We start from the raw sequence: 14,056 nt of genomic DNA, 5'->3' as shown, positions 1-14,056 counted from the left end.
TGTGGCGACTCCTCCAATTTCCGTGCGTCCGCGAACGTACGGATGACGGGAGCCCGCGCAACGATTTCTGTTCTCTGATCCGTTTCGATATCCGGTAAGTGCGGACCTGCGTCGCATTCCGTACTCGTCACGTTCCGCTGCGCGACGACCGCCAGGCGGTCTCCCAAAATGACGTCCGTCCCTTCGGAGCCAGATCGCCATGTCCTCTGTCCCGCTCGCCGCGAGCCTCGGCGGTCCATTCCGCACCCGGCGAGCTGCGCGACGTCAGTCCGCACTCGTCATCGACGATTGCAAAGAACGCAGCCGAACTCGGCGAAAGCGGACTCACGTCGCGCTGCTCGCCGCGAACCTCGGCGGTCCATTCCGCACCGGTGAGCGGCGGATGAGTTGTCACCTGCCCGCGAGCCGCACGGCGCTAGCCGCGGTTGTGCCCGCAGTGAACCGGGGCTAGCGCCCCTTGGCTGGCGGGTCGATTCTCATCGACCGCACGCCTAACGAACGCGTTCGTCGGCCATGACGGACTCTCGTTCGGATTCTTCCAGCGGGGCGTTCGGGTCGGCATAGCGTCGGGCGGAGATCTTCGGACCTCGCAGAAGCTGTTCGTTCACTTCCTGAATCCGCATCAGTTGGTCGCCGAGCGAATTGATGCGCTGTGACACATCGTCGTTGTTCTGTTCGATCCCGCCGGACACGAGATTGATCACACCCAGAAACAGCAGCATCTGAGCCGCGGTTGTGACCAGCCAGCCCGTTGGTGTGTAGTCTGAATAGCCGCCGAAATGCCCGTAGATCACCATCGCCGTTCCGACCGTCAGGCCGAGCACTCCCAGATACGCCAGGAACTGCCCGGTCATCGACGTGAAGTTGGACCGCTTTGGTACCGTCACCTGATAGTGCGGACCGCGAATACCTCGGGAATCGTGTCGTTCGTCGATGTACCACTGATGGGGAAGTCCGCGTGTTCGCGTTCGACCGGAGGCCGTGTCCGTTATGTCGGCAATCGGTTCCGGTCCGTCGAATCGACGCCGCCGCGTTGCCGCAGGCGGAGAAACTTCCCCAGCCGCCGACTGAGGAACGGACTCGACGGAGTCACCCGGCACAGCAGTCGGACGGTCGACACGATAATGATGTTTCACGGCTGAAGTTCCTTCCATGGACTCGGATGCCGGGCGGTCCGCCGTGCCCGATTGTCGGCGCGGCAGATTCGGGCGAGAAAGCGGTTGTCTCGATTGCTGGTTTCGACGAATGGATCTGCGGCCGGCGGAATCCTTTTGTTCCGTCGCACTGATGAGAAGCGGCGCGGCGCCGGGCGGATCGACGTGAACGGCGCCGACGACGTGTGTTTGTTCGGACTCCGTCGCGGTTGTCGAAGCAGTCTCGGCTTCTGCAGTCGACGCAAGAGGCTCGGCATTCGATTGCGACGGTTCCATTTCCGCGGCAGGTTCGGCGGACATCAGAGTTTCCGGAATGCTCAGCGGCACCCAGACAATCTCGGCTTCGCCGCGGTCGGATTCAGCGGAACATCTGGTTTCGCCGCCGCAGCGGCCGCGGACTCATCGTCGGTTGCAGGTTCGTGACTGTCGTTTGTCCGCCTGCGGGTCGCGGGCCGCCGGGGCTCTTGTTTCCGTTGTGTCGATGTCTGGCCAGAACTTTCCGAAGTGGTTTGATCCTGCTTCGTGACGGGCGGTGTGGTGTGTCGGGTGTTTCGGCGGCGGCCGGTCCCTGCGAAGAGCGCCGGCCGCAATCGAAAAGGGTTCCGGCATGTCAGGAAGGGGAGGCATCGCGGCGATTTGGTCAAGCAGATCGCTGGAGGACCACTTCGAAGAATGGCCCTCGCATTCCGAACAGCATCGGCTCCGGCAACGGTCGTTGCCTGCGTCGTGATGGTCAACTTCCGCGCCGCAGTTGACGCAGCGCAGCGGTTCGGCGGCCGAAGCGGCACGGGAGACGTCTCGGAATTGCACTGGGAACCACATGCGGCGCCGATCCGGAGCAAGACAGGAGCCTTGTGTTCTACCGGTGACGGGATCGGAACGGCAAGGTCACTTCGGCCCATCCGCTACGGGCGCGACATGTCGTTTCGCCCGGATCACTGCATTCGGCAGTATTCGCCGAAACTCGCACCGCGAAGGATGTGTTCACCTCGGCCGTCGTCAGTCGCCCCACCGGCTGGGGTTGATGCCGGGAGCTTCCGTTTTCATCCCCGGGGGCTTGTGCGGCTGTTCCCAGACGTGGCCGGATGTGTTCAGGCTTTGCAGAAACGGCCGGGCAATCTCAGGAGCACCCGCAACCAGTTCCGGATCCCACTCATCGACCGGCTGAATCGGACCGGCCCACGCCGGGCGATATCCGAACTGCAGCAGTTCGCGAGGCTGCGAATCCCGATTCGGGTGAGACGCGTGCAGCAGCATCGACGGCACAATCACGGCTGTTCCCGGCGGACAGACAAGCGTGATTTCTTCCGGATGCCACTTGTATCGCACATACGGACTGGCGTCGGCATGAAACGACAGATGCGATCGCGGAATCAAACGGAACGGAGCGCGGTCGGGCGTCAGTTCGTCAAGGTAATACAGAACCCGCAGCAGTCGCGGACAGCTTCCTTCCCAGCCGAACAGATTCGATCCGTGAGGCTGGCCGTCGGTGTGCATCGAGATGCCCGGCGAACCGGGGTGAGTTCGCTGAAAGAATCCTCGCGTGAACACATATCCGGTCCCAGCACATCTGTCAGGAAGTCGATCATCGGCGGAAACCCGATCAGTTCGGCCGCGGTACGGCTGAGCCACTGCGGCTGAGTCATCGACCGCGTCTGCTGTTCGCTGTAGCTGGTGTGCCACATTTCCGCGTCGGCCATTTCCTGTTTCACGCGAGCGATCACGTCCGCCGGCAGGATCGACGGAAGCACGACATAGCCCTCCACTTCCAGATGCCGAATCTGTTGCGGACGCGTGAACGTCGAAAAGTCCGTCTGGTCAATGTTCATGAACGGAATGATCTCTTCGGGATCAATCATGGCAGCGGCTTGTTTCATGCGGAAGCTCCTGTAACCGGGTTGCCGGAAACTTTAACGCCCGGCTTCAAAGGAAACCACGCGCCGCGACGTCTTCGCAGCGATCGGAAGCGGCTGACCGGCGACCTTTGAATGTCGCCTGCGTTGGCGGAAGAACGTCCCATAACGCTTTCCGACGGTTGCGCCGCACAACTTCTTCGAAGATGTGGTACCCGGTGCGGGCGACCGATTCAGCGGCGAATCAGCGGGAAGTCGCCGTCGCTTTGTCGTTCGCCTGCTCATCCACGAGCGCGATGATTGTCTGGCCGGCATGGAAGGTTGTTTCCAGATCGGCCGTGCAGACAATCATCTTTCCCTTGTCGTCGATGGCGAACAGAATCAGCGCGGAATCGCCGTACCGCTGCAGCAGATCGTTCAGGCCGAATTCGTTTGTCAGCTTTGTCGCCTTCACAACCGCTCCGGCGGCGAAGCGAAGGTCGAGCGCTTCGTAGGTGGCCGCGTTGTCGAAGAGCACACGTCCGGAGAGAACTTCGGCGGATTTGTCCTGCCGCTGAGATCTCGCCCTGCTGACGCTGAGTCGATAGACCTCCTTCCGGCCAAACAATTCCGTGAAGTGATCGCAGGCCAGGCTGTTGACTTCATCGTTGGGAGTCAGCGCGAACAACCGGCCGATGCCTCCCAGATCCAGAATCTCCAGTACGGAATCCGACAACACATTGGCATTCAGCGTCTGCATGCCTTCCATCCTGGCTTGCCGCAGGTTGTAGGCGTTTGTGTCGACCAGACGCACGGCGATCCCCTGGCTCGCCAGCACTTTCGCGATCGCTCGCGCGCCGGGATGGGCGCTGGCGATCAGCACACCCTGCGGATCGGACACGCTGAGTCCCAGCCGCCGTGCAACCGGACCGGCGGTCAGCCCGTACACCAGGACCGTGCCGACAATGACCAGGAACACCGCCGGCACCAGACCCGTACCGGGGCCCAGTTCCAGGGCGAAGACGGATGCGACCGCCGCCGCCACGATGCCTCGCGGAGCCAGCCACGACAGAAACAGCCGTTCGTTCATCTTCAGCCCGCTGCCGAACGTCGACAGCATGACGCTGATCGGCCGTGCGACCAGAATGACAAACGCCACAAACGCCGGACCTCGCCAGCCAAGCGATGTGAAGTCCTGAAGATTCAGCCTGGCCGAAAGCAAAATGAACAGGCTGGAAATCAGCAGCACGCTCAGGTTTTCCTTGAACTCGACGATGTGCCGAATGCTGATCGTGTGCTGATTCGCCAGCACGACTCCCATCACGGTGACGGTTACCAGACCCGATTCGTGGTGCAGCACATTCGACGCTGTAAATGCAGCGACGACGATCATCAATGCGAACGGGCTTTGCAGGTGGTCGGCAATCAGATGCCGCCGCAGCATTTCCTTCAGCAGCGTCGCCGCGGTCAGACCGACGATGATTCCGATCAGCGTCGTCAGCAGAAAGCCGCCGGACGCTATCCGGACCGCGTCCTGAAACCGTTCCGTTCTGACAGCAGCCTGTGTGCTGAAGACCAGCACTGCCAGAACAGCGCCGATGGGGTCAACGACAATGCCTTCCCACCGCGAAATCGGGCCGACCTGTCCGGTCGGACGAATCTCGCGAAGCATCGGGCCGATAACTGTGGGGCCGGTCACTGTCAGGATCGCCCCCAACAGCAGCGCCGGCAGCAGTTCAAACTGCAGTACGACCACTGCGGCACTGGTACACAGAATCCACGTGACGCCGACGCCCACCGACAACAGCATCACCAGCGGCTGGCCGATCGCTTTCAGGTCAGACAACCGCAGACTCAGGCTGCCTTCAAACAGCACAACGGCAACAGCCAGCGACACTGTCGGCAGCAACAGTTCCCGAAACAAATTGTCGGGATCGATCAGTCCCAGCACCGGACCGGCCAGAATTCCGGTTGCCAGCAGCAACAGAATTGAAGGCACCTTCAGACGGGATGCCAGCCACTGACTGCCGACACCCAGCACAAAAATCGCGGCAATGGCCAGCAGAATGGATTCCGGGGACTGTTCGATCAAGGGAGCGTCGGGCACGACGGAACGGGTTTCGGTTGTCAGTTGTCAGGTGTCAGCAATACGCGGGTCGGTGACTGGGGCGCGGTGGAGTGCATGGCTGGAACCCGCACGCCGATAGTACGACGAGCACTCGACGGCCGGATGCATCGTAGCACAGTTGGCGCGGACGGGGACTCCGGCGCCAAATCACGCGGCGCTGCGGTGGTGGTCGTCAGCGGCGTCGATGCCAGCCGCTTCCGATTCCGCGGTATCGATGTCTGCGTTGCCTTGTGCAGCAACAGTGCCGGCCTGATCTGCGACGAGGAGTTCGTCGGCGGAATCGTCTGCCAGCAGAAGCGGTTCCGCATTGAACGCCGTGGTCTCGGCGGCGGTCAATTGATCGAGCAGATCGCGGATTCTGGCTTCGGATTCCGTTCGGTCGGCGTTCCACTTCTTTCGAACGGCGATCAGTTCGTCCTGCAGTTCCGCCACGCGAGCCGACAGCGTCGCTTCCTGAGAACTGGGCGTGACTGTCGAAAGCTCGCGTTCACGATCTTCGAACCACTGCTGAAGCTCCGCGCGGTCGCGGCGGAAGGCCTGCTGCTGATCGGCCAGTTGAGCGGCACGCTCATCCAGTTTGCGCCGTTCCGACCGAAGCTGATCGTGGAGTTGTTCGAAGAACTGCTGCAGGTCGGTCCGCGACTGTTCAACGGCGTCGCGGACGTGTTGATCGGAGCCGAGGCGTTTCAGGGCTGCCTGAGTTTCTTCCAGCAGCAGCCGCTGTTCCAGCATGTCCCGCTGTTTGCCGTCGAGTTCAGCTCGCAGTTGATGCAGATGCAGCGAACGTTCTTCCAGCTTGCGGGCGGTCGCCAGAAAATGATCTTCCTGCTGGCGAACCTGCCGCGAACGCGACTGCAGATCCTGCATCACAGCGTCCTGATGTTCCTGCAGCCGGGCCTTTTGTCGTTCCAGGTCCAGCCCGGCCGACGCGCGGCTTCGGTCGATGACCTTTTGTTCGCGCGACAGGGACGATTCGCGCTGCAGCAACAGTGATCGAATTCGCTGAAGCTGGCGAAACCGCAGACGGTGCTGTTCGTCAAATGTCTTCCGTTCTGAACGAAACAACTGCTGTTCACGGCGTAACTGCCGCAGTTCCTGTTCGAAATCTTCCCGCGCGCGGGCCAGATGCTCAAACTGAAAGCGATAGCGGCGCTGCAGGTTGTTCTGTTCCGCAAGCACTGCCTGGCGGCGTTTTTCGATTTCATCCCGAAGCCGCGACTGTTCCGCGTCCAGTTGTTCGCCGAACAGTTCCCGCTGCTGCTGCAGGTTTTCCGTGGCTTCCTGAATTTCCAGCCGCTGAGCTTCGCGCTGCTGCTGCCATTCGAGTCTTTCGCGGTTCAACTGATCCAGTTCCGATGTCAGTTCCCCGCGAATTGTGTCGCGCATCTGATCGCGTTCGGTCTGCAGCACGCCGTGGACGTGTTCCACTTTTTCCGCGTGCTGCTTTTCGAGCAGTTCGGTGCGAGCCGTCAGTTGCCGGCGCTGTTCTTCGAGCGATTCGCGTTGCCGCTGCAGCGATTCCTTTTCGCGAGCCAGTTCTTCGGTCAGCGCGTCCTGCATGCGCTGACGTTCGGCCTTCAGGTTTTCGCGAGCGGTCTGCAGTTCCTCCTGCTGCGTGGTCAGCGATTCCTGCAACTGCCGGATTTGGCGGGAGCGGTTTTCCACGTCGGCTGTGGCTTCGCGCTGCGCCGCGCGTTCCGAAGCGACCTGATCCGCGAATTCCCGAGCCCGCTTTTCGAACGCGACACGATCTGCGCTCAGTTGCGCGCGTTCGGAATTCACCTCGGCCTGGCGCTGCCGCAGTTCCGCGAAGCGCTGCTGAAGTGACTCCGCCGCCGCACTGGCCTGCAGCAGCACCTTCAAAGCGTCGACGTCTCCGGCGGGGATGGAATCACCATCCGCGATTCCCGCCGGCTGCGATGACATCGCCGCAACACGATTCAATCCGCGAGTTCCGGCATCCGACGCTGGCAACGACCGACCGACTTCGCGCGGAGCGGGCGCTGTAGCCTGCCGTTCCGGCGCTGGTGCTGAGTTTTCGTCGGTCACGTTCGGGACTCCTTTCCCAAACCAGTTCTCGCCGGATTTCGCTGCGACATGCCGCGGCCGAAAATTTTCCCGCGACCCTCACGCCGCCGGTCCTGGAATTTCGGTCGCAGGAACCGGATCTCACGAAGACGCGCCAGCCGTGGCCGGCGTTCGGCGGCTCGCAAATGCGACGACGCCGGTGGCCGCGTTCGCTAACTCATGGCTCCGTCAAGCATCTTCACAAAATGCTGTTTCGGTGGAGCGCCGACCACCTTGTCCACCATCTCACCGTTCTTGAACAGCATCACTGTGGGGATGCTGGTGATTGCATAACCTGCCGCGGTTTGCTGGTTCTCGTCAGTGTTCACCTTGCCGATCTTCACTTTCCCGGCGTACTCCGACGCCAGTTCTTCAACCGTCGGCATCAGCATCCGGCACGGACCACACCACGGAGCCCAGAAGTCGACAAGGACCGGTTCTGAAGCCTGCAGCACTTCCTGTTCAAAGTTCGCATCCGTGAATTCGTGAAGGTTTCCTGCCATGAGTTTCGTGTTCCTGAATGCTGTGAAATTGATTGTCAACAACCGCGAATTGCCAGACTTGTGACGTCTGCCGGCGCAAATCCTTACATGGCCGGCACTCCGACCGGGTCCTCGTCCCGCCCGAGCAACACAGTGGCCGAACGGAATTTCGCGCAATCGCCGTTTTTTTCAAGCGGAATTTGGTGGCAGAGTATCGAACAACGGCGAAAGACTGTCAACGCGTGATCGACGCTGCGGACATGCCCCGCAAACCGGCAGAAACTGCGCAACGCGGTATTCCCGCGCTGGTCTTGAACCGGTTTCGCGACGCCGCGACAATGGCGGCGATGTCGCCGGATTCCTGCAGGTTTGCGGGCGTACCGGGCAGTCGCTCCCGTATCTCCAAAAGCTGTCCGCGGAAGGTCATGACCATGGCGAAATGGCCTGGAGCCATCCTGACGGTATCCCTGCTGCTGTGCTGCACCGGTACTGCCGGCGCCGGTGAATCTGCTTCCGCCGATGGCAAAATTCGGGCACTCGTCGCCGACCTGGATGACGCAGCCTTCGCCGTTCGACTGGCCGCGTCCCGGCAATTGCAGTCGGTGAACACGGAGGATATCGCAAAGATCGCGGAACTGGCCGACAGTCATCCCAGCGCCGAAGTCGCTGCCAGACTGCTGGAAATTCTGGAACTGCGTTATCTGTCCGAAGATCCGGACGCCGTTCATGCAGCGTCGGAGGCTTTGGAATCGCTGTGCGCGTCCGATCGCCTGCTGGTCGCGGAGGGGGCTAAGGATTGCCTGGACCGAAACTGGAAGACTCGCGTCAACCTGGCCGCCGCGGAGCTCGAATCGCTCGGTTCCCTCATTCAGCGGGAAACGGCCCGCCGGCCGGCACCGTTCGGCGGCGTCCGGTTCGGCGGCATGCTGCCTCAGTTCCAGAACGACGAACTGAAGGTCTTTCTGACTGAAGACTATACCGGCGGAAGCGAAGGGCTGCGGCAGTTCCGGCGGATGACGTCGCTCATCAGGCCGCAGGGCATGCAGCTTGGCCTGGGAGTCTTTGTGATTGACGGCCACACGCTTGCGGAAGCCGATATTCAGCAGCTTCAGAATGAGCTGGGTGTCGGCCGTGTTGTCGCTCGGGGACGAGTGGCTCTGGGAATCACCGGACGCCCGTCACCAGTGCCCGCGTTTCCCGGTTGCCTGCTAATGGAAGTCGTACGGAATGGTTCGGCCGCCGCAGCCGGGCTGCACGAAGGCGACCTGATCACCGGACTGGGGGACACGCCACTGAAGGACTTCGAGGATCTGGTTGAACGGCTGAAGGCGTTTGACGTTGGTGACACGGTGGAAGTGACCGTCATTCGCAACTTCACCGAACACATGGATCAGTGGCTGTTCCGACAGTCGCGGCGAGGGGACCTGGAAAACATGGTCCCGGAGAAAGTGTCGGTCAATCTGAAGGGCTGGCGGGAGTTCATCAATCCGCCCGTCGAAGAGCCGGGGACGCCGGCATTGCCGGATGACGCCGAGCCGCCCGGAAATGCGGAGCCGCGCAACAAAAAAGTCCCCGTCGAATGACTTCGGCGAGGACTCGTGTCCGGTGAACCTGCCGGTCAAAAGAACCTTCCGAGACCGTTTCCCCTGGGTTTTTCGGCAGTGACTGCCGGAAATCTCGGGCATATCCACTCAGTAGGTTCGCTTGCGACAGGTCTCCACCGGGAAAAAGCTGGGGGATTGCACGCAGCGGGTATTTGCTTATTTCGGAAATCCCGCCGCGAAAACCCGCATCGAACGGGACACATTCCTACCAAGGCAGGGAAAACCCGCACTCATCGGGAGCGTCCCGCAACTTCGCCAGCATCCTCCTTCTCGTTCCAGGGCTCTTGCCCTGGAACGAGAACGGACGAGCGGACGGACAAAGGGACAGGACCTGCATAGTCGCGTTGCGTCGACAGCAAGCGATATGCAAAGTATGGTGTTGCCCACCTGAAGTCACACACAACGACGCGGCGACCCATGTCGTCAGGGAGTGATGTGGCCGGTAAAACGGCCTGCTCCGCAACGCTTTGGGGTCAAAAAGTTCGATCCGAGACACTTGAGCCGACAGATCAGAAAGGAAGTCGCATGGCGATCCTGGCAGACAACACGTATTCCATTGGCCGTACTCCACTGGTCCGCATCAACCGGCTGTCCAGCGGTCTGAAAGCCAACGTCCTTGCAAAAATCGAAGGCCGCAATCCCGCGTACAGTGTGAAGTGCCGCATCGGAGCGTCGATGATCTGGGATGCCGAAGAACGCGGCGCTCTGAAGCCGGGGATGGAAGTTGTCGAACCGACCAGCGGCAACACGGGGATCGCTCTGGCATTCGTCTGTGCTGCTCGCGGATACAAGCTGACTCTGACGATGCCCGACACGATGTCCGTCGAACGCCGCATGATGCTGAAGGCGTTCGGAGCCAACCTGATCCTGACTCCCGGCGCCGAAGGCATGAAGGGTGCCATCAACAAGGCCACGGAGCTGGCGGAGCAGGACAACTTCTTCATGCCGCAGCAGTTCAACAATCCCGCGAATCCCGCGATTCACTTCAGAACCACCGGCCCCGAGATCTTCGAGGACACTGAAGGCAAGGTAGACATCTTCGTCGCGGGGGTCGGCACGGGCGGCACAATCACGGGAGTCAGCCGCTATCTGAAACAGGAAAAAGGCCTGCCTGTCAAAAGCATCGCCGTTGAGCCGACGACCAGTCCCGTGCTGTCCGGCGGTGAACCCGGCAAACATCCCATTCAGGGAATCGGAGCCGGCTTCATTCCTCAAAACTGCGACACCAGCCTGATCGACGAAGTCGTCCAGGTCAGCGGTGAAGAAGCGATCGAGATGGCTCCGCGAATTGCCCGCGAAGAAGGCATCATCTGCGGCATCAGTTGCGGCGCCGCGATGGCCGCGGCGCTGAAAGTCGCGGCTCGCCCCGAAAACGCCGGCAAGAACATCGTTGTCATTCTGCCGGACTCCGGTGAACGCTACCTGTCGACTCCGATGTTCGAGTACGCTCGGGAAGTGTCCTGACCCGCAGCCTTCCACGGCATCGCGTTTTTCGGCACGCCTACGCGCCGGTACCCAGTTCGACGATCTGCAGTTGGCGAGCTTTCTCGGCGTCGGTGACGTCGCTGTGGCAGGCGGCCCTGGCTTCGTCGGCGTGCATGCCTTTGCGGGTCTTTGTCGCCAGGCGGTGGATGTCTTCCGGACTGAGCACTCCCCGTTTTTCCAGGATTTCCTTTTGCTCGGGCGTCAGTGCGTCAGTGACTTTGGCTTTGTCCCACTGATATTGATCTGACTTGCCGCTGGCGAACTGCTGGATTTCCTTGCTGATACGGACGCTGCACCAGTCGTGGCCGCACATCGCGCAGAAGTCGGTGTCGACGTCCAGGTCTTCGTCGTGATAGGCTCGCGCGGTGTCCGGATCGAAGCTCAGTTCGAAGTGTTTCTCCCAGTTCAGCGCCGCTCGCGCGCGGGTCAGTTCGTCGTCGCGGTCTCGGGAACCGGGGATTCCCAGAGCGACGTCGGCGGAATGCGCGGCGATCTTGTACGCGATGCAGCCCTGCTTGACGTCGTCCTTCTTCGGCAGACCGAGGTGTTCCTTGGGAGTCACGTAGCACAGCATGCTGGCTCCGTGCCACGCGGCACTGGTGGCTCCGATGCAGCTTGTGATGTGGTCGTAGCCTGGAAACATGTCAGTCACCAGCGGGCCGAGCACATAAAACGGCGCACCGTGGCACAGTCGCCGCTGCAGCTTCATGTTGAATTCGATCTGATCCAGCGGGACATGGCCTGGCCCTTCGATCATGACCTGCACACCCTTCCGCCAGGCTCGTTCCGTGAGTTCTCCCAGAGCCGACAGTTCGGCAAGCTGAGCAACGTCGGTCGCGTCGGCCAGTCCCCCGGGACGCAGTCCGTCTCCGATGCTGAAGGTCACGTCGTGGACTCGCATCACGTCGCAGATGTCTTCCCACAGCGTGTACATGGGGTTTTGCTGGTCGTGATGGATCATCCACTTCGCCAGCAGCGAACCGCCGCGGCTGACGATGCCGATCAGGCGATCGCGAACATGTTCCAGGTGTTCCTTCAGCACTCCCGCATGAATTGTGAAGTAGTCGACGCCCTGCTGAGCCTGGTGGCGCAGAGTGGCGAGGATCATTTCCGCGTCGAGGTCTTCGATTTTGCGGCCGATGATCATCGAATAAATCGGTACCGTGCCGATCGGGACAGTGCTGTTTTCGATGATGGCTTCGCGGCAGGCGTCCAGGTCTCCGCCGGTCGACAGATCCATCACCGTGTCGGCTCCCCAGCGTTCGGCCCAGTGCAGCTTTTCGACCTCTTCGTCGGTGCCGGACGAAACCGGGGAGGCTCCCATATTGGCGTTGATCTTCGTTTTCGACGCGCGGCCGATGCCCATCGGATCGAGATTGAACTTCAGGTGATTTCTGTTTGCCGGAATGACCATTCGTCCGGCCGCGACTTCGTCCCGAACCTGTTCCGGCGAAAGGTGACTTTCCCGGTCGGCGACTCGCAGCATTTCCGGCGTGATGATTCCGCGGCGAGCAGACTCCAGTTGCGTGACCGGTTCAAATCCGGCCGGCGGCTGCCATGCGTCGGCGCGTTCGTAGTCGTTTTCGAATCCCGGTTTCAGCGACCAGTCCGTCGGCATGAAGTCCCACGCGGTCTTGTCTGACGGCCCCGGCATTCCCGGTGTATCGCGGGACGAAAACGTCATCGCTCCGGCGCGTCCGGGAGCAATCCGCGGCGCGGCGGAGAAACTACCGGGAGTCGTTCCGGCGCCGGTGCTGCCGGGGTCGGCGGCTTCGATAACCGGCAGGAATACCTGAGCCCGGGCGATGTGATCGATACTCATTGCAAGATCCTTCTGCGTTCTTTCAAGCGACAAACGGAGTCGGCGGATTCGCCGGAAGTCGATCTTCGCGGGAACCGTTTTGAAGTGTGGAAAAGTCGGGCGAGTCCGGCGACCAGGCCTCCGGCCACTGCGGAATCGAGTCAGATTCGGCAACCGCCGCCCATCGTAGTCGGACCAACTCGATTTGCAACGAGCGGGCCGGAAGCCGCTCACTCCGTTCCGATCGGCTGCAGCGGGCAGCGTGCGGCGACGAAGGTTTCCCGGCGACCGTCCCGTTCAAATTCAACCGTGACGGTTCCTCGTCCGGAACCGCCCGACGCGTCGACGACAATTCCGCGACCGTACCGAGGGTGCCGAACCGTCATTCCCGACGAAAACCCGCCGTTGTCGGTACTGGCCGTGTCGGCAAGGGTGGTGTCGGCGCTGATGGAGAGCCGGCGTTCCAGATCCGCGGCGGACATCAGCCCCGGTTGAGCCGAGTGCCGCGAGTTGCGGTAACGTTCGCGGGCTTTCTGAAGTCGCTCGTCGGCATTCCTGATCACCGGAGGCGGAAGCATCGACAGGTCATCTTCGCAGACCACGTCCAGCACCAATTCGGAAGCGAACGGGCTTCTGATGGTTGTGCGCCGGGTCCCTCGATAGTCGCGTTCGCGGGTCGACGTCAGAAAAAGCTGCTGCATCGCCCGCGTGACTCCGACGTACAGCAGACGGCGTTCTTCCTGAAAGCTGGACGGATCACCGTCCCGCACGGCTCGTTCGTGCGGAATCAGACCGTTTTCCAGGCCGACAATGTAGACCACGGGAAACTCCAGCCCCTTGGCGGCGTGCATCGTCATCAGTGTGACGGAACCGCGGGACTCATCAACGCTGTCAGCTTCGCTGGTCAGGCTGGCGAGTTCCAAAAATCCCTGCAGCGACGGAACCTCATCGTCGGCGGTTTGCTGTTCTTCGTACTGGCGAGCGGCGTTGATCAGTTCATGAACGTTGGCCGCGCGGTCCTGATCGACCTCGTCGTAATCATCCTTCCACAGTGACAGATAGTTGATTTCCGCGATCAACTGGCGGATCAGTCCGGCGATGTCCTTTTCGGACGAACGTTCATTCAGGCGGGTAATCAGGTCGACAAACGCAGCCAGCGCTTTGCGAGCACGGCCTGTCAGCGAAGGCACTTCGTCGCACCGGTCGGCGGCTTCGAACACCGTGATGCCGTGTTTCGACGCAAAGCTGCGCAGCCGTTCCAGTGTCTTGTCACCGATGCCGCGAGCCGGGCGGTTGATGATACGTTCCAGAGCCGACGCGTCGGCCGGATTTTCGATCAGTCGCAGATATCCCACCAGATCACGGATTTCGGCTCGCTCGTAAAAGGAATATCCGGCCGCGACCTGAAACGGCACGCCATGCCGAGACAGCGCCGTTTCAAAGGACCGCGACAACGCATTGACCCGATAGAAGATTGCGAAGTCAGAATAAGCACGTCCGCTG

9 protein-coding genes are annotated in these 14,056 nt (G+C 61.2%); 2 read left to right on the top strand and 7 right to left on the bottom strand.

Going from position 1 to position 14,056, the window contains the following annotated elements:
* Positions 1–491: 491 nt before the first annotated feature.
* From R3C19_26355 to trxA, 5 genes are all read right to left on the bottom strand, one after another.
* Positions 492–1,136 (bottom strand): hypothetical protein, encoded by a 645-nt coding sequence (locus R3C19_26355; GenBank protein MEZ6063885.1) that lies wholly within the window; start codon positions 1,134–1,136, stop codon positions 492–494.
* Positions 1,137–2,153: 1,017 nt separating this feature from the next.
* Positions 2,154–2,786 (bottom strand): phytanoyl-CoA dioxygenase family protein, encoded by a 633-nt coding sequence (locus R3C19_26350; GenBank protein ID MEZ6063884.1) that lies wholly within the window; start codon positions 2,784–2,786, stop codon positions 2,154–2,156.
* 465 nt (positions 2,787–3,251) lie between these two features.
* Positions 3,252–5,093: a cation:proton antiporter gene (locus R3C19_26345; GenBank protein MEZ6063883.1), complete on the bottom strand. Its 1,842-nt coding sequence runs from the start codon at positions 5,091–5,093 to the stop codon at positions 3,252–3,254.
* 168 nt (positions 5,094–5,261) lie between these two features.
* On the bottom strand, positions 5,262–7,163 hold the full coding sequence (locus tag R3C19_26340) for a hypothetical protein (protein ID MEZ6063882.1): 1,902 nt from the start codon (positions 7,161–7,163) through the stop codon (positions 5,262–5,264).
* Positions 7,164–7,354: 191 nt separating this feature from the next.
* The gene (gene trxA, locus R3C19_26335) at positions 7,355–7,684 is read right to left on the bottom strand and encodes a thioredoxin (protein MEZ6063881.1); all 330 of its coding nucleotides are present in this window, start codon (positions 7,682–7,684) and stop codon (positions 7,355–7,357) included.
* A 410-nt stretch (positions 7,685–8,094) separates the two neighbouring features.
* Between trxA and R3C19_26330 the strand changes: the two genes are divergently transcribed.
* Positions 8,095–9,246 (top strand): PDZ domain-containing protein, encoded by a 1,152-nt coding sequence (locus R3C19_26330; protein MEZ6063880.1) that lies wholly within the window; start codon positions 8,095–8,097, stop codon positions 9,244–9,246.
* Between the two features lie 546 nt (positions 9,247–9,792).
* Positions 9,793–10,731 (top strand): cysteine synthase A, encoded by a 939-nt coding sequence (gene cysK / locus R3C19_26325; protein ID MEZ6063879.1) that lies wholly within the window; start codon positions 9,793–9,795, stop codon positions 10,729–10,731.
* Between the two features lie 37 nt (positions 10,732–10,768).
* On the opposite strand, the gene thiC is transcribed toward cysK, so the two are convergent.
* Together thiC and R3C19_26315 are read right to left on the bottom strand one after the other, a co-directional pair.
* A complete protein-coding gene (thiC, locus tag R3C19_26320) occupies positions 10,769–12,574 on the bottom strand; it encodes a phosphomethylpyrimidine synthase ThiC (protein MEZ6063878.1) in 1,806 nt (601 codons plus the stop codon).
* A gap of 209 nt (positions 12,575–12,783) precedes the next feature.
* On the bottom strand, positions 12,784–14,056 hold a 1,273-nt coding region (locus R3C19_26315), incomplete at its 5' end, for a 3'-5' exonuclease (protein MEZ6063877.1).

The organism is Planctomycetaceae bacterium (assembly GCA_041398785.1).
Classification (GTDB): Bacteria; Planctomycetota; Planctomycetia; order Planctomycetales; family Planctomycetaceae; genus JAWKUA01.
This window is presented reverse-complemented; position numbering and strand designations above follow the sequence as displayed.

Excerpts from the sequence above, each read along its gene's own strand:
- trxA (MEZ6063881.1), bottom strand. The coding sequence starts at position 7,684 with ATGGCAGGAAACCTTCACGAATTCACGGATGCGAACTTTGAACAGGAA.
- R3C19_26330 (MEZ6063880.1), top strand. The coding sequence starts at position 8,095 with ATGGCGAAATGGCCTGGAGCCATCCTGACGGTATCCCTGCTGCTGTGC.
- cysK (MEZ6063879.1), top strand. The coding sequence starts at position 9,793 with ATGGCGATCCTGGCAGACAACACGTATTCCATTGGCCGTACTCCACTG.
- thiC (MEZ6063878.1), bottom strand. The coding sequence starts at position 12,574 with ATGAGTATCGATCACATCGCCCGGGCTCAGGTATTCCTGCCGGTTATC.